The 18,718-nt window shown below is 37.9% G+C and carries 16 protein-coding genes; 10 read left to right on the top strand and 6 right to left on the bottom strand.

The genetic code is table 11. The features are described from left to right. Nucleotides 1-6: 6 nt before the first annotated feature. Nucleotides 7-627 carry a recombinase family protein gene (locus H3T55_RS13180; protein WP_087642226.1) on the top strand — a complete coding sequence of 207 codons (621 nt, stop codon included), beginning with the start codon at nucleotides 7-9 and terminating at the stop codon, nucleotides 625-627. A gap of 138 nt (nucleotides 628-765) precedes the next feature. Here H3T55_RS13180 and H3T55_RS13175 read toward each other — a convergent pair whose 3' ends face one another. The 3 genes from H3T55_RS13175 to H3T55_RS13165 form a co-directional block, all read right to left on the bottom strand. Further along, nucleotides 766-1,815 carry a chitinase gene (locus H3T55_RS13175; protein WP_225534884.1) on the bottom strand — a complete coding sequence of 350 codons (1,050 nt, stop codon included), beginning with the start codon at nucleotides 1,813-1,815 and terminating at the stop codon, nucleotides 766-768. A gap of 31 nt (nucleotides 1,816-1,846) precedes the next feature. Further along, on the bottom strand, nucleotides 1,847-2,431 hold the full coding sequence (locus tag H3T55_RS13170; RefSeq protein WP_225534885.1) for a lytic polysaccharide monooxygenase: 585 nt from the start codon (nucleotides 2,429-2,431) through the stop codon (nucleotides 1,847-1,849). Between the two features lie 197 nt (nucleotides 2,432-2,628). Beyond that, nucleotides 2,629-3,474, bottom strand: a complete 846-nt coding sequence (locus tag H3T55_RS13165) for a helix-turn-helix domain-containing protein (protein ID WP_225534886.1) — start codon at nucleotides 3,472-3,474, stop codon at nucleotides 2,629-2,631. A gap of 399 nt (nucleotides 3,475-3,873) precedes the next feature. Between H3T55_RS13165 and H3T55_RS13160 the strand changes: the two genes are divergently transcribed. The 4 genes from H3T55_RS13160 (at nucleotide 3,874) to H3T55_RS13145 (ending at nucleotide 7,424) form a co-directional block, all read left to right on the top strand. Then, nucleotides 3,874-4,614, top strand: coding sequence for an acyl-ACP thioesterase domain-containing protein (locus H3T55_RS13160; protein ID WP_225534887.1), 741 nt, complete (start codon nucleotides 3,874-3,876; stop codon nucleotides 4,612-4,614). A 134-nt stretch (nucleotides 4,615-4,748) separates the two neighbouring features. After that, nucleotides 4,749-5,582 carry a DUF72 domain-containing protein gene (locus tag H3T55_RS13155; RefSeq protein ID WP_225534888.1) on the top strand — a complete coding sequence of 278 codons (834 nt, stop codon included), beginning with the start codon at nucleotides 4,749-4,751 and terminating at the stop codon, nucleotides 5,580-5,582. A gap of 34 nt (nucleotides 5,583-5,616) precedes the next feature. Then, nucleotides 5,617-6,468 (top strand): Cof-type HAD-IIB family hydrolase, encoded by an 852-nt coding sequence (locus H3T55_RS13150; protein ID WP_225534889.1) that lies wholly within the window; start codon nucleotides 5,617-5,619, stop codon nucleotides 6,466-6,468. Nucleotides 6,469-6,905: 437 nt separating this feature from the next. Then, on the top strand, nucleotides 6,906-7,424 hold the full coding sequence (locus H3T55_RS13145) for an HAD family hydrolase (RefSeq protein WP_225534890.1): 519 nt from the start codon (nucleotides 6,906-6,908) through the stop codon (nucleotides 7,422-7,424). Between the two features lie 174 nt (nucleotides 7,425-7,598). Here the strand turns inward: H3T55_RS13145 and H3T55_RS13140 are convergent, their stop codons facing one another. From H3T55_RS13140 to H3T55_RS13130, 3 genes are all read right to left on the bottom strand, one after another. Further along, nucleotides 7,599-9,182, bottom strand: coding sequence for an ABC transporter (locus H3T55_RS13140; protein WP_225534891.1), 1,584 nt, complete (start codon nucleotides 9,180-9,182; stop codon nucleotides 7,599-7,601). After that, on the bottom strand, nucleotides 9,175-9,939 hold the full coding sequence (locus tag H3T55_RS13135) for an ABC transporter ATP-binding protein (protein WP_225534892.1): 765 nt from the start codon (nucleotides 9,937-9,939) through the stop codon (nucleotides 9,175-9,177). The genes H3T55_RS13140 and H3T55_RS13135 overlap by 8 nt, the downstream gene beginning before the upstream one ends. A 143-nt stretch (nucleotides 9,940-10,082) precedes the next feature. Then, entirely contained in the window at nucleotides 10,083-11,444 is a 1,362-nt protein-coding gene (locus H3T55_RS13130; protein WP_087642237.1) for an aspartate kinase, read from the bottom strand. Nucleotides 11,445-11,636: 192 nt separating this feature from the next. Here H3T55_RS13130 and H3T55_RS13125 point away from each other — a divergent pair, with 192 nt between their 5' ends. From H3T55_RS13125 to H3T55_RS13105, 5 genes are all read left to right on the top strand, one after another. Continuing rightward, nucleotides 11,637-12,311 carry an HAD family hydrolase gene (locus tag H3T55_RS13125; protein WP_225534893.1) on the top strand — a complete coding sequence of 225 codons (675 nt, stop codon included), beginning with the start codon at nucleotides 11,637-11,639 and terminating at the stop codon, nucleotides 12,309-12,311. 224 nt (nucleotides 12,312-12,535) lie between these two features. Further along, nucleotides 12,536-14,257, top strand: coding sequence for a septation ring formation regulator EzrA (gene ezrA / locus H3T55_RS13120; protein ID WP_087642239.1), 1,722 nt, complete (start codon nucleotides 12,536-12,538; stop codon nucleotides 14,255-14,257). Nucleotides 14,258-14,370: 113 nt separating this feature from the next. Continuing rightward, nucleotides 14,371-15,516, top strand: coding sequence for a cysteine desulfurase family protein (locus tag H3T55_RS13115; RefSeq protein WP_225534894.1), 1,146 nt, complete (start codon nucleotides 14,371-14,373; stop codon nucleotides 15,514-15,516). Nucleotides 15,517-15,702: 186 nt separating this feature from the next. After that, nucleotides 15,703-17,343 carry a malolactic enzyme gene (locus H3T55_RS13110; protein WP_225534895.1) on the top strand — a complete coding sequence of 547 codons (1,641 nt, stop codon included), beginning with the start codon at nucleotides 15,703-15,705 and terminating at the stop codon, nucleotides 17,341-17,343. Between the two features lie 12 nt (nucleotides 17,344-17,355). Next, nucleotides 17,356-18,318 (top strand): AEC family transporter, encoded by a 963-nt coding sequence (locus H3T55_RS13105; RefSeq protein WP_225534896.1) that lies wholly within the window; start codon nucleotides 17,356-17,358, stop codon nucleotides 18,316-18,318. Nucleotides 18,319-18,718 lie beyond the last annotated feature (400 nt).

Below are 18,718 nucleotides of genomic sequence, written 5' to 3'. Positions count from 1 at the left end.
AAAGCTATGGCAGTTATTGGGTATATGCGTGTTAGTACACATCTTCAAAAATTTGATTCACAACAACAGGCACTGGATGATTACGGTGTAGATATGATTTTTAAAGAGTATGAAAGTGGACGGAAAAGCTTTCGAAATGAGCTAAACAAGGCATTAGATATTCTTGAACCGGGCGATACATTTGTGATTTTCAAATTAGACCGGTTAGCAAGGGGAACAAAGCAGTTGCTTGTTTTACTGGAGCGGTTCAATGAACTGAATATCAATTTTGTCAGTATTGAAAATAACATCGATACCTCAACACCAATGGGCCGATTCTTCTTTACGATCATGGGTGCTTTTGCTGAGATGGAAGCAGAATTGATTCGGGAACGTGTTTTAGCAGGACTGAATGCTGCAAAGCAAAAAGGAGTGGTTTTAGGTCGACCGCCTTTAGTGGATCAGGTCAATGAAGCACTTGAGTTATACCATAACACGAAGCTTCCCGCTGAACAAATTTCAAAACGCTGCGGGATTTCGATTTCTACCTTGTATCATCATTTAAGAAAAGAAGGCGTTTATCGAACAAAAACGACGAATGACCTAATCGATATGGGCGAATTTATGGTTAGAGGTACTAAAAATTAACGTCAGTTAAATAAAAAAGGCTGAGACAAAAGCGGTTAGTTCCGGGAAATAAGCTGCTTTTGTCTCACCGTTTATTCGAAAAAAGAGAGGAAAACTAAACATCCGTTTAGTTTCCCTCTCTTTTTCTTTTATGACCTGTTACTGTAAAATTTGCGCATATCTTGTTGCAAATTCATTGTTGTATGATACACCATTGACATTTGTGCCGACATCCCAATTTGCTGACCAAGTCATCAAACCTTTGATTGGGTTGCCATCTTTTTTCAATTGATCTAATGCTTTGTAGACAGCTGTTGGATCGATAACATAACCGCTTCCAGCAGCATCTACATTTGCTGGTAAACCTAAGACCAATTTATCGTTAGGGATTTTTAAGAATGTTCTTGTTCCGTGGATCATTGAATCAGACATGTAATAAAGGAATTCATACTTAAGTGTATCGTCACTTTGTGGGATCCACTTCATGATTTCATCTACCCAGACACCATCGCCACCTTGATTATATAATTGTGGCGCAATATAGTCATAGTAGCCATCCAAAGAGGTAATATATTTTTCATAAGCAGCACCTGGTTTTAAATAGGGGAATTCAGGTGCCATTGTGATAATGAAGTTTTTACCTTGTGCTTTATAGTGATTTTTTACAATTTTTAGTGCTGCTGGAATAACAGTCTGATTATCACCTGCCGTAATAGCAGATTGTTCCAAATCAATATCAAGTCCGTCAAACCCGTAAGTTTCTACCTGGCGGATGATTTCATTGGCAAATGCTTGCTCATCACCAGCTTGTAATTGAATGTGAGCATCAGCTCCACCTAAAGCAAGTAATACAGCACGACCTTGACTGTTCAGCGTTGCTACATCCTGACGAAATGCCGCATCTGATTTGTTGTAAGGGGCGAATGTCGGGATTCGACTGACACCGTCACTTTTCATAAAGGAAACAGGGACTACATTATAAGCTTTGTTGATGTCTGTTAAAGAGATATTTGCCGATGTTCCTTGTTTGTAGCCATCTCTTCCTTTAGACGCCCAGTTATGCCAATAGCCAACTAAAACCTTTTTATTTGCTACGCTGACCATATCACTGGCAGCATCAGCTGCTTCTACAGGTGTGCTGGTGAAAAGACCGCCGGCAAGGATACCGGAAACGATTAAAGCCGCTGGAATAAGTTGTTTGATTTTCATTCTAAATTCTCCTTTTGATCGATAATTTGAATTATTTTACGTTCACGTCGATTGCTTGGTAAAATGCGTTTGTTGTATCATAGACGTTCCAAACTGCGTAAATAACATGATAGCCTTTACGATCAGCAGGGACAGTTATAGTGTGTTTAACACTTGCTTCAGGAATCGTCCCATTATCATCTACGGTACCGATCAAATCAAAATTTTTGATGTCTAAAGGTTGATTAGGGTTCCAACCTTGTTTTGTCATATAGTAGTTCCAAGTCGAAGTTCTGTGGCGTGCAGTCAGTGTCCAGGTGAGGCTAAGTGGACCTGCTGTAATATCTGATTTTACCCAGCGATCAGCAGTCTGCTCATCCAAAGGTTCGAATCCGGTCACACCAGCACTTGCTAACTTTCCAGTAATAAAAGTATTTTTAGTAGCTTCAATACTTTGAGGCTCCCATTCAGCACGACCAACATTTTTGTTGACTTTTCCACCAGCAGCACTACCGAAGTATGCACGGCTTCCAGGTGAAGAAACATATCCGTGGGCATCAGCAACTGCGGTTGTAACGAATAAACCTCCGGCTAATAAACTAAGTGACAGAACAGCTTTTAACAATGTCTTTTTCACTCTAATTCCTCCTAAAAAATGTTTTTGTAGCGCTTACAAAAAGATTATAACATTCTTATATATATTATTCAAATAATATATATAATATAAAATAAATAATTTAAAAACGTATGATTTATACGTGAAAAAAACGAGAACAAATAACGTGGTATATCGCTATCTGTTCTCATTTTTTAAGATGTATATTGTGGAGCGTTTTAGCGTTTTAATTCTTTTTCATCGTTTTTGATCACGTTCAAAAGACTTTGATTGTCATTAAAAGCAGCAAAAGCTTTCGCACTACTGTAGTCTGGGACAATCAAATCATCCGACAACATAAACGCATTGAATGCAGCTTCATAAGCTAGAAGATCCAGCATATAAAGTGATTGATAGGTCTTATTCAGCGCCATTCCTTTTGAAGCAAGCTCAAAGGCTGCTTCGTAGTTTTTGATCAAAGAATAGAATTTAGCTGTATTAAAGTAAACTTTTGTCGCCTTGATCGGCATTTTGACCGTCATTTTATTCAGCATTTCAATTGATTTTTCATAATAAACTTGTGCTTTATCTAATTCATCTGCCATTTCATAGACGATTCCTAAGCTATTGACAGAAAGGATCGCATAAATCGAATTTGCATCTCCAAGTTCATCCGCACGATAAAAGTAAAATAGGCTGTCAGTTGTATTATTGTAGCCTAAGAGATTTGTGATCCCCATATAATAGAACCAGCGAATTTCCAATTCTCTATTTTGAAAATCAGAAACGTTGATCGTGGATTCTTTCAAAAGAGCTTGTGCTTCCTTATGCTTAAAGGTATTACATAACTCTTCTACTGTATTCAATAAATTTGTTAATTTTTTTTCGTCGTTATCATCTAGAACACTTTCTAGACTAAGGTTCAATCTTTTGCAGATCGCATCAAGGATTTCAAGACTGTCACAGATATTTTTATTTTCGATATTACTGATTGTTCCTTGGGTACAAATACCTGCAGCAAGAGTGACTTGTGATAGTTTTTTTTGTTTTCTTACGGAACGGATGATGTCTCCTTTGATTCTCATATAATTCCCCTCTATGTTTATGCATTATATTTATAGTTTTATATAATAGTATGGTATTATTCCTATAGAAGCAACTAATTTTTTGGAGGTATGGAGATGGAAACACTTTTAGAGTTACTGACTTTAGTGTCCCCTTACGGCAATACTGGACACGTATAGTTTGAAAAAATTAGTTCCTGGGAGTTTTTATGTGACAAATAGATAAGGGTGAAAGCTTTTCAAGATGGGAGATATTTTTTCTCGATTTTGGAAAGTTTTTTTATTTGATTTCAAAAATATCTTTTTTATATTTTAAGCTTTTGTTTTCTCAATACGTTGATCAAGCCACGATCAGCGTTCTCACTTTAAAAGTCTTATGTTATAATTTAACTGGTTATGTTGAAAAAAGGAGGAGATCCAGTGGGAAAAAAATTTACAACACCATATGAAGTTGCATACTATGATGGAGATATCACAAGAAAGATGACAATTCCATCTATGCTGGCAGTGGTGATCAAAACCTCAGAGGAACAAAGTGATGCCTTAGAGCGTGGAGCGGATTACGTCGCGTCATTTGGTCTTGGCTGGGTCATTACGAATTATGAAATCCACATTACTCGTTTACCTATAGTAGGGGAAAAGCTGACAATAACGACGCAGGCGATGTCGTATAATAAATACTTTTGCTATAGAAATTTTTGGATCCATGATGAAGAAGGCAATGAATGTGTCTTGATCAAGTCAACATTTGTTTTAATGGATAAAGAAAATCGAAAAATGAGTAGTGTATTACCAGAAATTATCGAGCCGTACGAAAGTGAAAAAATCACAAAAATTTACCGCGGTGAGAAAATTGAAAAAATAGAAGCAGGAGAGTTTCTTCCATATCGCGTCCGCTATTTTGATATTGATGGAAATCAACATGTAAATAATGCCATTTACTTTAATTGGTTACTAGACGTTTTAGGCTACGACTTTTTAACGACTTACGAGCCAACCTTCATCAATGTCAAGTTTGATAAGGAAGTAGAGTATGGTCAGGAGATAGAAAGTCACTTTGAAATACTCGATGAAGAAAGCGGCAAACAAACTCGTCATGAAATTCGGATCGCAGGTCAACTCTATTGTGAAGCAAATATGACATGGAAAAAGAGCCAATAGCCATCACACGAAATTTATATTAAGATTGGGACAATTTTTTGTTTTGTCTCAGTCTTTTTTAGTATAAAATAAGAGAACGATCCTTTGAACGATTTGTTGGTAATAATTTAAAAATAGGAAGGATAGATGTTCTTTTGATTCGATTAGGTTTGACTTCTTTTAATGAGCATGATACGTTGACCGGAAAAAAACGTTCAACACTTTATGAATATGCGGGCTATCTACCATTCGTTGAGATGGACACGGCTTATTACGGTATTCCTAGACAAGAGTCGGTCACAGAGTGGACAAAATCTGTTCCTGATAACTTTCGTTTTGTCATGAAAGTATACAGCGGAATCAGCTGTCAAGGAGAGTGGCAGCAATATTATCAAAATGAGCAGGAAATGGTGAAAGCATTTCTAACGAGCATGCAGCCAATGATCGAAAGCGGCAAATTGTATGCTTTTCTGGTTCAATTTTCAGGGACATTTAGCTGTACAAAAGAGAATGTTCAGTATTTGGAAAAAATCCGTCATTGGTTTGCCGATTATCCGCTAGCGATCGAATTGCGAAATGGGTCATGGTATGCAGAGAAGTATCTCAAGCAGACATTGTCTTTCATGAAGAAAAATGAATTTTCGCTAGTGATCGTTGACGAACCGCAGATCCCAACCAATCCAGTCCCTTTCTTCCCATTTGTTACAAATGAACAGTTTGTTTTATTTCGATTGCATGGACGTAACGCAGCTGGTTGGATGGCCAACGACAAGGATTGGCGTAAAAAGAGAACCTTATATCGCTATAATGCTGATGAAATTGCAGATTTGAGTGAAGCGGTGGAAAAGATTGCTAAGTCAGCTAAAGAAGTCGGGGTGATTTTTAATAATAATTCCGGCGGCGATGCAGCAGGAAATTTGCTTGAGATGAAAGCGGCACTTGGAATAGAGTATGACCAGCTGAATCCAAAGCAGATCGATTTGTTTTAGTGTGAATATGAGTAATTTAAAGAAAGGAAAGCGGATGATAAAAGCCATTTTTTTTGATATTGACGGAACATTGGTGAACAAACATGGCAAAGCACTGGAATCGACTAAACAGGGAATCGCCATAGCCCAACAGCAGGGGATCATTTGCGGGATAGCAACAGGAAGAGGACCGATCCATCTTAGTCAGAAAATCGATGCTTTGAATTTAGATGTGTTTGTTACTTATAATGGACAGCTAGTTTACAATGATGAAAAGACGATTCGTTCTGCTCATTTTCCTGATGAAACGCTTAAAAGAATTGTTCAATTTTCTGACCGTTACCATCGTCAGATCATGTTTGGCAGCCGAAGGAGTATGGAGGGCAGTTCTTTGATGCGTTTTGGTCAGAATAAATGGGCTAAAAAGCTATCGCGCTTCATCCCTAAACGATTACCAATGACCTTTACAAAAAATTTGATAAGCCGACTTTCGATTCATCGGAAAGATCAACGTTATGCTGAACTAAGTATTTTGAAAGAGCCAATCTATCAATGTGTATTGTTGAGTCCGCCAAAAGAATTGGATAGGTTAAAAGAACAATTGCCTGATTGTCATCTGACCCGTTCCAATCCCTATACAGTAGATATCATTCCCGCAGGTGGTTCTAAGTTGATCGGTATTCAGCAGTGCGCTGAAGCACTTGGCATACAAATGGATGAGATCATGGCTTTTGGTGATAGCTGGAATGATTTAGAGATGTTGTCAGGAGTAGGCATAGGTGTTGCAATGGGAAATGCGGAAGAGGCAGTGAAAGAAGCAGCTGATTTTGTTACACGATCGAATGAAGAGGACGGGATTTATCAAGCGTTACTGCATTATGGGATTATTTCTGATAATAATTTCTAGAAGCAAGACGAAGAAAATAAGTGAAGGTGTTGAGCATGAACGAGCTCATTCCGCTATTATTGTTATCTAGCTGCACAGGCTAGCCTTTCGGGAAAAAGATAAAAATAGAGTGAGGCAGAAAGCGCCTCAATCGATTTTTCCTATTTTCCAGTCAAGGCTGAGCGAGCCTGTTCCGCTTTTATCTTTATCTAGCTGCATGAGCCAGTCTCTTGGAAAAAGATAAAATATAAATGAGGCAAAAAGCACCTCAGTTATATTTTCCTATTTTTCAGTCGAGACAGAACGGCTCATTCCGCTTTTATCGTTATCCAGCTGCACAAATCAATCCTTAGGAAAATAGATAAATTGCCAGTGAGACAAAGAGCGTCTCAAAGTCAATTTCCTAATTTTCTACAGGATTAGACGATTTGTTCCGCTTTTAATTTAGGAGGTATGTTATGAAGATCGATGATCCATTTGAAAAAACTGAGGCATTTCACGAGCGGTTTGATAATAGAAGGCCGGATGTACCAACGGAGTTTTCTCCTGAGCGTGCAGTAGCACGAGCGGGTTTTAAGATAGAAGAATTAGTCGAGTTTTTATATGGATCGGCGAATAATGATCCAGAAAAATTTGAACAAATGATCGAACAGCTGAAAGAGTCTGTCGATCAGGCTGTAGAGAAAGTGTTGAGTAAAGAAAAAATCGTCACGGATTCTTTAGTTGAACAAGTAGATGCACTAGTTGATTTGCTTTATTTTACTTATGGTTCCTTTTCACTATTAGGTGTGAATCCGACAGAAATTTTTTCGATCGTTCATGAAGCGAACATGGGCAAATTATTTCCAGACGGGAAACCTCACTACCATCCCGTCACACACAAAGTGCTTAAACCAGATAATTGGGAAAAGGACTTTGCTCCTGAACCCAAGATCAAAGCTGAGCTTGAACGACAACGGGAATCAAAAAGAGGTTGAGAAAGAAGTGTTTAATCCCGAGAAATAAGAAAGAATTCACGAAAATTGTTTTCCAAATTTTTGTGAATTCTTTCTTATTTCCGAAGGGATTGCTTCTGCTCTCACCGTTTATCCAGATTCCAGGTGTCCGGGATTTGACTCGCAGAGTTTTGTCCCAGACACTTTTTTCAATAATCAATCAAATCGTTGCCAAAAGTTCTTTTGATAGTAAAGAATCAAGAGAAATGAAATGAATCCAACTGCAGCCAATACTGCTAAATTCAAAGGCCAAAATGGGAAGTAAGCCGCAGCAAAACCATAACCCACTAAAACGATCAAGCTTCCGAATATCGAAACAAGCAGAGTCAAAACTAACCCCACGTTTCCGCTGCCTCGACTGAATAATTGGTTTAGATTAGTCCAATCTAATAAAAGCAAGCGATGATCTCTAGCAAAAAATCTCAAACAAAGCAGGTAACTACCTAAAAGTGCACCGAATATCAGACTAATAAGAAATAAGATCGGAAGTCGGAAAAGTAAGCCGCCAGCCAAAGCGATCCCACCAGTCAAAATCGATTGAACCACCAGTCCAACTTTGAATTTTTGTTTTAGATAATGACGCATTGAAATCGGTAATGAACGTATAAAATGAAAATTTTCTTGATCCAATGAAATAAGATTACTGATAAAAGAGGTCTGATTCGTTGTCATAAAGGCTAGTGCAACGCCAGTTAAAAAGACAACACCAATAAAACGCGTTTCTAAATGACTCAAATTTAGCGAACCGCTAAAGGCAAAAGAAACAATGAAAATCACAGGCATCAACAAAGAGCTTGACAGTACCTGCATAATCAGATTTGGTTCCTTCAGTAATTGTTTGTTATAGTTAATGAATAGCTGATTTAGTGATTGATCAGTTTTGTGCTTACGTCGGCGCGTTTCAGTAGCAGATGAAGCATCTGCAAGTTGTTCATATAGTTTCGGTAAAATAAATAGTTTTATGGCACCTAATAATAAAATGAACACGAGCAAAAGCCCTGCAAAACTTGTCATTCCAGCAACCGAAAATGGAGTGGAAGCAATATGAAAAATAGGCATCAAAAAGCTGATCGGTTGTCTATCAAGTTGGCTTGTTTCGATCGACGAACTTTGAGCATTCATCGATAAGATCCCGATAATAGCGATCGCCATAGAAATACCTAGTAAAAGGCTAGTGACGATTTTCTTATGTTTTTTAAAAACAGCCGTTCTAGTCAAACCAAAAACGATCAAACAGCAGATGGAAAAAACCAGAGCAATTATCAAAACAAATAGAACAATGGACAGCAGTAGCGTTAGGGGGATAAATATCCCAGAACGCCAACCAGTTAATAAAAAGACGACAAACATAGGAAAGACAAATGGGACAACGGTTAAGGCCACAACAAGAATTTTAGCTGAAAAAATCGTACGTTGACGAAATGGCAAGGGCAAATAAGCAGCTAAATCCTGACTCTCAAAAAAGACATTATAAATGACGGAAATGCCTTGAGAGAACGCTAAAATTCCAAATAGGGCAACATAATACGTAAAATAACCAGGCATTTTGCTAAAATCGATTATGAACATCGTCAAGCCGTAAATAAATAGAAATAGAACACCAGAAAGTAGATATTGGCCGATCAAAGAACGAGTTAAGGCTTTTCCGCTTTTTCCTTTTTTTCTGGCCCGATCCGTTACCTGAGGGTTGGCATAGCGCAGGTTGACACGTGTTAATTCAAGTAACTGACTTTTATTCATACTGTTCACCTTCAAGTGTTTGCGCTAATTGTGCATCCGACTGACGACCAGCCATTTTTAAGTAGATCTCCTCTAAAGACTCATTAGGAGATTGATCAAGTAAATCATCCACAGAGCCATTGTAAATCAGTTCGCCTTTTTTCAAAATGGCTAGCTCGTCGCACAATTGTTGGGCAGTATCTAGGGCATGCGTTGAAAAAATGACGGTTTTTCCTTTAGCAGCATGTGCTTTCATCATTTGTTTCAAATCAAATGCAGCTTGCGGATCTAGCCCTTGTAACGGTTCGTCTAAGATCCATATATCAGGGTCTGGCAGCAAGGCGCCAATAATAATTGTTTTTTGCCGCATACCATGTGAAAAGCCGGCTAAGGTTTCATCTCGATGACTTTGCATATCAAATAAAGTGGCAAGCTCGTCCAAACGCTGTTGTTTTTTTGAAGCATCAAGTTCATAAGCTGCACCGATCAAATCCCAATATTCGCCAGCAGTCAATTGTAAAAAAATATCTGGTGTATCGGGAACATAGGCAATTTTTTTCTTGATTGTTTCACGATGTTCAGATAATGATAATCCGTCGACTGCGATAGAACCGCTTGAAGGCTGGATAATACTTACTAAACTTTTGATCGTTGTGGATTTACCGGCACCATTATGTCCTAAAAAGCCAAAAATTTCTCCCTGTTTGATGTTCAAATTCAATTCTTTTAATGCTTGTTTTGTACCATAATTCTTCGTTACATTGACCAATTCAATCATATACATTCCCACCTTTTTTCAAATTCAGTTATAAATCTATTGTACTCCAGCTAGAGTATTAAAAACATACAGCATATAAAAAAACAGACCAGAGAACGTTCAATCTGGCATGTTTTTAATATATTTGTGTAATAGACCGTTGATCAACTATTCTGGTCGGCAAAAAATGTTTGATAAAGTGCTTGTATTGCTCGTTTTTCCTGATCTTCACGAATACCAAACATGATACTGACCTCGGAAGACCCTTGGTTGATCATTTCCAAGTTGATTCTATTTTCTGCCAGCGCAGCTGTACTGTCAGCCATCACCCCGATCCGCTGACGCATTCCTTCACCTACGATCATCAGCATAGATAAACCATGTGTGATACGTAATTCATCTGGTTCAAGTTCTTCTTCTAAGCGGTTCATCAATTCTTCTTCGATTTCAACTGTCAGTTGACGTTCTCTTAAAATAATCGAAATATCATCGATTCCAGAAGGCATATGTTCATAGCTTAAGCCTAATTCTTCTAAAATCTGTAGTAAACGTCGTCCAAATCCTAACTCTCTATTCATCAAGTATTTACTAATGTAAATGCTGGCAAAACCTTGGTCGCTTGCGATCCCAACTACTGGATCATGTTTGACCATCCGAGAAGTTGTGATCAATGTACCAGGGTGAGAAGGATTATTCGTGTTCTTGATCACTACTGGAATGTTTGCACGGTAAGCAGGCATCAACGCTTCATCGTGAAGGACAGCAAAACCAGCATACGCTAGTTCACGCATTTCACGATAGGTCAATTCAGTGATTGTTTTTGGTTCACGTACGATGCCTGGATGAGCAACAAAAATACCATCGACATCGGTAAAGTTTTCATAAATATCCGCTTCCACACCAGCTGCAACGATCGATCCTGTAATGTCAGACCCGCCTCTTGAAAATGTACAAATCTCTCCAGACTCTGTGAAACCAAAGAAACCGGGAATGACCAAAATTTCTTCAGTTGCTTTAAAGGCATTGATCTTACTTAATGAGGATGGCAAAATACGGGCATTTCCCGGTTCATCTGTAACGATCAAGCCTAAATCAAGCGGGCTTTTGTAACAAGCGTTCAATCCGCGCTGCTGGAAAAATGCTGCCACCAATTTAGCATTATTGTCTTCACCGCTAGCTAAAAATGCATCGAGAAGATGCGGATTATTTTCTTTTGGTAATGTAGCCAATCGTTGGATTGCTTGCGTAATATCTGCTAAAATTTCCTTACTCATGTTGAGTTCATCAAGAATTGCTTCATAACGAGCAACGATTTTTTCAATAGCAGCTGTCGTTTTTTCATTATTTAAATATGCATTGTAATAGGCTATCAGCAAATCAGTTACTTTGATATCATCTGAAGAACGCTTACCAGGAGCTGAAACAACGACAAACTTTCGTGAAGTGTCTTCTTTTACGATTGTTAAAACTTTTTCTAATTGAGCAGCAGAAGCTAGAGAGCTGCCTCCGAATTTTATGACTTTCACTTTTTTCACTCCTAATTTTAATAAATTTTTCATTAATAGTAAAAGGATACCGAAATATCTATAGAAAATCAACTACCAAAAGGTTATTTGTTTGTTATTTTCAGTTATTTTTCAACAAATTTCTTCATTTTTTTTCAAACTTTTGTTAGACTAGTAAAGTTGGACAAGAATTGAAGCAGAAGGAGCACAAAAATGAGACAAAAATACGAAGGGATCATTTTCGATATGGATGGGGTCTTAGTTGATAGTGAATCATTTTACTACCGACGTCGAAAAGCCTTTCTTAAAGAATATGGGTTATCCATCGAAAAGTTACCGATCGCATCGTTTGTTGGGGCAGACATGCGCAGTTTATGGCAATTGATCCTTGAAGAAAATGATACAGAGTATGATGAAGTCTTTTTAACTGAGAAATACCATCAGTATAAAATTAACCATCCGATCGACTATAGTGAGTTGATCGAGCCGGATGCTAAAAGAGTTTTACAATTTTTAAAAAGAAAAGGTTACAAAATCGGGTTGGCCTCATCATCAAAAATGGATGTTATTCAGGAAGTATTGAAGATCGGGCAGCTAACAAGTTTTTTTGATGTAGTCATAACAGGATCTCAGTTTGAGAAAAGTAAGCCTGATCCTAAAATCTATGAGCATACAGCAAAAGAGTTAGGTATAGCAGTAGAAGATTGTCTGGCTATCGAAGATTCTGAAAAAGGCATCCTTTCGGCTCATAGTGCTGGATTGACTGTTTGGGCATTGAAAGACACTCAGTTCGGTATGGATCAATCATTGGCAGATGATGATCTGGAGACATTAAGCGATGTGTGTAAAAAGTTGCAAGAGTTGGACAAAATAGGTTACACTGGCTAATGGTTGCCCCAAAAAATGAGCCAATATTACAAACTCAAAACATTTCTTAAAAAAATACAATTAGTTAGTGCTTGAAAGAACGGTTTGTGATATAATTTTCTGTAGGTGTTTTTAAGGACTATTTAAAGTAGATAAGAGAATCATACGATCCGATTCATTCAGAAGAGTTGCTTCTGAGAGAAGGGCGTATAGCATAGATGGACTAATAAACGGAGGTTCCCTGAATGAAGAATAATCTGATCATTATCGTAGTTTTAGCTATAATAATCATCGCAGCTGTTTTGTATTTAGTTGGATTTTTTATGAGAAAGAAAAATCAAATGAAACTCGATAATCTGGAAAAGAGGAAAGAAGAGCTGTTTGACTTACCAGTGATCGAAGAAGTCGACGATGTCAAAAAGATGCATATGGTTGGTCAAAGCCAAAACACATTTAGAGAATGGAATCAACGTTGGACGGAAATTTCGACTCGTTCTTTTGCAGAACTAGAAAGTCAGATATTTGAAGTTGAAGAGTTGAATGAATCTTTTCGTTTTATGAAAGCAAAAAAAGCCGTTGCTGCAGCTGAAGATACGATGGACGAAATGGAATCAGAAGTCGAGATCATCCGTAACGGATTAAGAGAACTGCGTGAAAGTGAAGAACGTAATTCACTTGAAGTTCAAAAAGCGCTGGATGTTTATGAAGAACTTAGCAAGTTGCTTCATGATGAAAAAGCTGAATTCGGTTCAGCCTATCCAGAATTACAAAAACAAATCAAAAATATCGAACTTGAGTTTACTCAATTCGTTACATTGAATACATCGGGTGATCCGATCGAAGCTCGTGAAGTCTTGGAGAATGCAGAACGTCATACCTATGAATTAGATGATGTCATGAAACGTATTCCACCGCTTTATGATGAGCTGACTAGAACTTTCCCGGATCAATTGAAAGAAATCGAAGAAGGATACAAACGTCTGCTTGCAGATCACTATGTATTCCCTGAAAAGAATTTTACTGAAGAATTGAGACGCGTACAAAAACGCGTGAAAAATTCAACAGTTGATTTAGAAAAAACAGAAGTAGATGCAGTAGAAGTAGCGAACCGTGATACTGCCAATGCCATCGATGCATTGTATGAAATCATGGAACGTGAGATGAACGCGAAGAAATATGTAGTTACAAATCACAAAGTTGTTGGAGACTACATTGCACATACGCTAAAAAATAATCGTCAATTGATGATCGAATTGGATCACACATCACAAAGCTATACGTTGAATCATAATGAGCTAGGACGCTCAAGAGGCTTCCAGTCTGAGATCGAAGAATTGATTCGCCGTTATGAAGATTTCGAGCCGAAATTAAAAGAGCATACAATTCCTTATTCAGAAGTTCAAGCATTCTTCAAGGATTGCTACAAGATTCTTGATGACATCGAAAATCAACAAGTTGAAATCGATGATTCATTAAAAGAATTACGCAAAGGCGAAAAAGCAGCACAAGAAAAAGTCGATCAATATGATTTCCGTTTGCGCAATATCAAACGTTATGTTGAAAAACAACGTTTACCTGGATTACCAGCTGACTATTTGGAATTTTTCTTTGTGGCAACTGACCGCATCGAAGAATTAAGCAAAGCATTGAATAGAATTCGAATCAATATGGAAGAAATCAAAAAGCTTTCTGATTTATGTAACGAAGATTTGGAACTATTAGATAAAAAGACCAATGACTTGGTTAATTCAGCTGCATTGACAGAACAAATGATGCAGTATGCAAATCGTTATCGCCATACACATGAAGCAATTCGTGTAGCAATGGAAAATAGTTTAGAACTGTTCTCAAAAGAATATAGATACCAAGATGCATTAGATGAAATTGGCACAGCACTAGAACGAGTTGAGCCGGGAGCATTCAGAAGAATCGAAGATTTCTATTTCAATAATCTTGATGCAATTTAAAAATAAAGGGTGAGACGCTAGTCGTCTCACCCTTTTCTATTAAACTGCCTGTTGAACTGGTAATTCGAAAAGTATATAATAAGAAAGAATTTCAAAGAGAAGAAGGTAATGTAATGATTTATTTTGATAATAGCGCAACTACAGCTATTTATCCTCAGGTTTTGGATACTTATGTAAAAACAAGTCAACGAATCATCGGTAATCCCTCAAGTCTTCATGATTTAGGAACACAGGCAGGTCGCTTACTGGAAAAAGCTCGAGAACAAATTGCAGAGCTGATGCACGTCAAAACAAGTGAAATCTTTTTTACCAGTGGTGGAACAGAAGGCGACAACTGGGTATTAAAAGGAACTGCACTGGAGAAAAAACAGTTCGGACGTCATATCATTATTTCAAATGTGGAACACCCAGCAGTTTCAGAAACGGCCGAACAATTAGCAGAAAATGGCTTTGAGCTTTCGATCGCACCAGTAGATGAAAATGGTCGTGTCAAGGTAGATGAGTTGGCAAAACTGATTCGTAAGGACACGATCCTTGTATCTGTTATGGCTGTTAACAATGAAGTTGGTACGATCCAACCGATTCAGGAAATTAGCGAATGTTTAGAAGCTTATCCAACGATTCATTTTCATGTTGATGCAGTACAGGCGATTGGCAAAGTAAATCAAGAGCAATGGCTGACAGATCGAGTTGATTTTGCGACCTTTTCAGCACATAAATTTCATGGTCCCAGAGGTGTCGGTTTTATTTACTGGAAACACGGGCGAAAATTAGAGCCGTTGTTAAATGGTGGTGGTCAAGAAATGAATCACCGCAGTGGAACTGAGAATGTGGCTGGGATCGTTTCAATGGCGAAAGCATTACGTTTATATATGGATAAAAGAAATGAGAAACCAGAACATACAGCAATTATACGTCGTTATCTTCTTGAAGCCCTACAGGAGTATAGCAATGTAGCAATTTTTTCAAAAGATACGACAGAGTTTGCTCCGCATATTTTGTGTTTTGCACTAAAAGGCGTGCGCGGAGAAGTCTTAGTTCATGCATTAGAGGAAAAACAAATCTATACATCGACCACTAGCGCCTGCTCTAGTAGAAAAAAAATTGCCAGCAGTACTTTACACGCAATGAAGGTCCCTGATTCCTTAGCGACTTCCGCGATTCGTGTGAGTTTAGATGAAAGTAATACGATTGCAGAAGCAGAACAGTTTATGATTATTTTTAATCAGCTATATAAGAAGTTTTCGATATTGAATTAAATAATAAAGTGAGAAGCAACGGCTGTCCTAACGGATCGTAGTTGCTTTTTTTGATCAAAACTAGGGAAGGATCATATAATAAAAACGAGTAAATCACCAGATAAAGTGGATTTGACTGAAACCTATCTTTTGTATTTATTAAATAAGGATGGTACCCTCAATTTATCATAGCAAGGAGGGAATAAAATGAAGAACGGACATGAAATTTTGAACGATCCATTTCTAAATAAAGGAACAGCTTTTACCAAAGAAGAGCGTGAAAAATATGGGTTAAGTGGCTTGCTACCGCCTTTTGTTCAAACGATCGAAGAACAAGCGGAACAGGCTTACCAACAATATCAAAAAAAGGCGTCTGCACTTGAAAAACGCCATTTTTTAATGGAAATTTTCAATACGAATCGGACATTATTTTATTTTTTATTTAGCCAGCATGTCGTGGAGTTCATGCCGATCGTATACGATCCCACCATTGCAGATACTATCGAAAACTATAGTGAACTTTTTGTAGATCCTCAATACGCTGCCTATCTTTCGATCGATGAACCAGATCAAGTAGAACAAGTGTTGAAAAATGCCGCAGGTGACCGTGAAATCAAATTGATCGTTGTGACAGATGCAGAAGGGATTTTAGGCATTGGTGATTGGGGGACTAATGGAGTAGACATTTCCGTTGGTAAATTGATGGTATACACAGCTGCTGCAGGAATCGACCCAGCGACAGTCTTGCCAATCGTCTTAGATGTAGGGACTAATCGTGAAAGCTTATTGAAGGATCCCATGTATTTAGGAAATCGTCACGAAAGAGTTCGAGGAGAAAGGTACATGGAATTTGTGGATCGATTTGTTCAAGCCGCAGAAAAATTATTTCCGAAGCTATATTTACATTGGGAAGATTTCGGCCGTTTGAATGCTGCAACGATCTTAAATAAATATAAAGATCGGATAACAACTTTCAATGATGATATTCAAGGTACTGGAATTATCACTTTAGCTGGTATCTTAGGGGCATTAAATATTTCAAAACAAACATTTACAGATCAAATCTATCTTTCTTTTGGAGCTGGAACTGCTGGAGCTGGAATAACAAAAAGAATATATGACGAAATGATCCAGCAAGGTTTATCTGAAGATGAAGCCAGAGCGAAATTCTATTTAGTGGACAAGCAAGGTCTGCTTTTTGATGATATGGATGACTTGACACCAGAACAAAAACCTTTTGCTAGAAGTCGGTCAGAGTTTGAACATTCGGATCAATTGACGAATTTGGCTGCGGTAGTGAAAGAGATCCATCCAACGATTTTAGTAGGGACATCGACTGTTCATGGAGCTTTTACGGAAGAAATCATCAAGGAAATGGCAAGTCATACTGAACGGCCTATTATTTTCCCATTAAGTAATCCAACGAAATTAGCGGAAGCGACAGCAGAGGATTTATTGAAGTGGACAGATGGTAAAGCGTTGGTTGCTACAGGGATTCCAGTTGAACCTGTCACTTATAATGGCGTTACTTATGAAATTGGTCAAGCGAACAATGCATTGGTTTATCCAGGGCTTGGTTTAGGAACGATTGCAGCTACAGCGAAAGTATTGAACGACGAAATGATCTCTAAAGCTGCACATTCATTAGGAGGGCTAGTGGATCCTAATAAACCGGGAGCTGCCGTTTTACCGCCTGTTTCTCAATTGACCCAATTCTCAGAAACCGTTGCAGTAGCTGCTGGACAAAGCGCGCTTGATCAAAAGTTGAATAAAGAACCTGTAAGCGATATTCATGCTGCTATCGAAGCAAATAAATGGTCACCTGTCTATCGTACATTAAAGGATTAGGAGGAGAATACCATGGCATTTCTCACGTCTATAGAAAGTATTCTTTCGATCATTCTGATTATTGGTTTAGGTTTTCTTTTGAGAAAACGAGGGTATTTTGCAGACAGCTTTAGCGGGAATATTTCTAAGTTGATCATGAATGTTGCTTTGCCAGCATCCATTTTTGTTTCTGTACTGAAATATTTAACAAGAGACAAACTCTTTTCGCTGTCCGGAGGATTGTTTTACTCATTTATTGCTGTCATCATCGGCTATCTACTAGCTTGGCTCATGGTAAAACTATTTCGGGTCCCAGTTGGACGACGAGGAATCTTTATGAATACGGTGGTCAATGCCAATACTATTTTCATTGGATTACCGTTGAATATCGCCCTTTTTGGAGAAAAGAGTTTACCTTATTTCCTTGTTTACTATGTGACTAATACAGTGTCGACATGGGCTTTTGGTGCGCTGCTGATCGCCAATGATGATCCTACAAAGTCTGGGAAAGAAAAACATCAAAGCTTAAACTGGAAAAAACTATTGCCACCGCCTTTGCTCGGTTTCATCGTTGCACTGGTCTTTCTATTATTAGATTTACCTGTGCCTACGTTTATCAACTCTACATTAGTTTATGTCGGCGGGATCGTCACACCACTTTCACTGATTTATATCGGGATCGTTTTAGCAGATGCAGGTCTTAAAAGTATACGTTTTGACAAAGACACCATTGCTGCACTCTTTGGAAGATTTGTTTTATCTCCTGTAGTAATGGCTGCCCTGATCATTTTTGGCGGCAGTATGCTGGGAAGTCTGCCTATGTTGGAGATAAAAACGTTAGTTGTTCAAGCGTCTGCGCCTGCTCTTGCTGTTTTACCAATTTTAGCAAATGAGGCTCATGGAGACGTAAAATATGCGACTAATGTAGTGACAACGAGTACGATTCTTTTTGTAGTGGTTGTTCCGATCGTTGTCAGTCTTTTGCAGTTTTTATAGAATCTAATCTATCGATGCAAAATGATTCATTGTAATAAATGAAAAAAATTATAGTTTATAGTCTCTTTTTAGAGTCCGGAATAAAACTGTTTTCTAGTTTTGTTCTGGACTCTTTTTTTGGATTGGGATAAATCTATCTCCATTGTTAAGCTAAAAAAAGGCGAAGTAAGTTGTCTGAATTAGGTGTTTAAATTTGGATGCCCCTGTGTTATAGTAGTTCAAGCAAATATTTATTGTTGGCATTTCAAAAAAGTTAAAAGTATTTATAGCAGAAATGCTGATAAATCAAGCTTTATAAAGAAGGATTGAAGAAAATTGAACTATACAGAAATTATTGTCTAGAAAGGTGAAAAACGTGGATTAACAAGGAAAAACCTTCATTTCAATAATTCTTTTGCTA

This window comes from Enterococcus sp. S22(2020) (assembly GCF_020295385.1).
Lineage (GTDB): Bacteria > Bacillota > Bacilli > Lactobacillales > Enterococcaceae > Enterococcus_L > Enterococcus_L dunnyi.
This window is presented reverse-complemented; position numbering and strand designations above follow the sequence as displayed.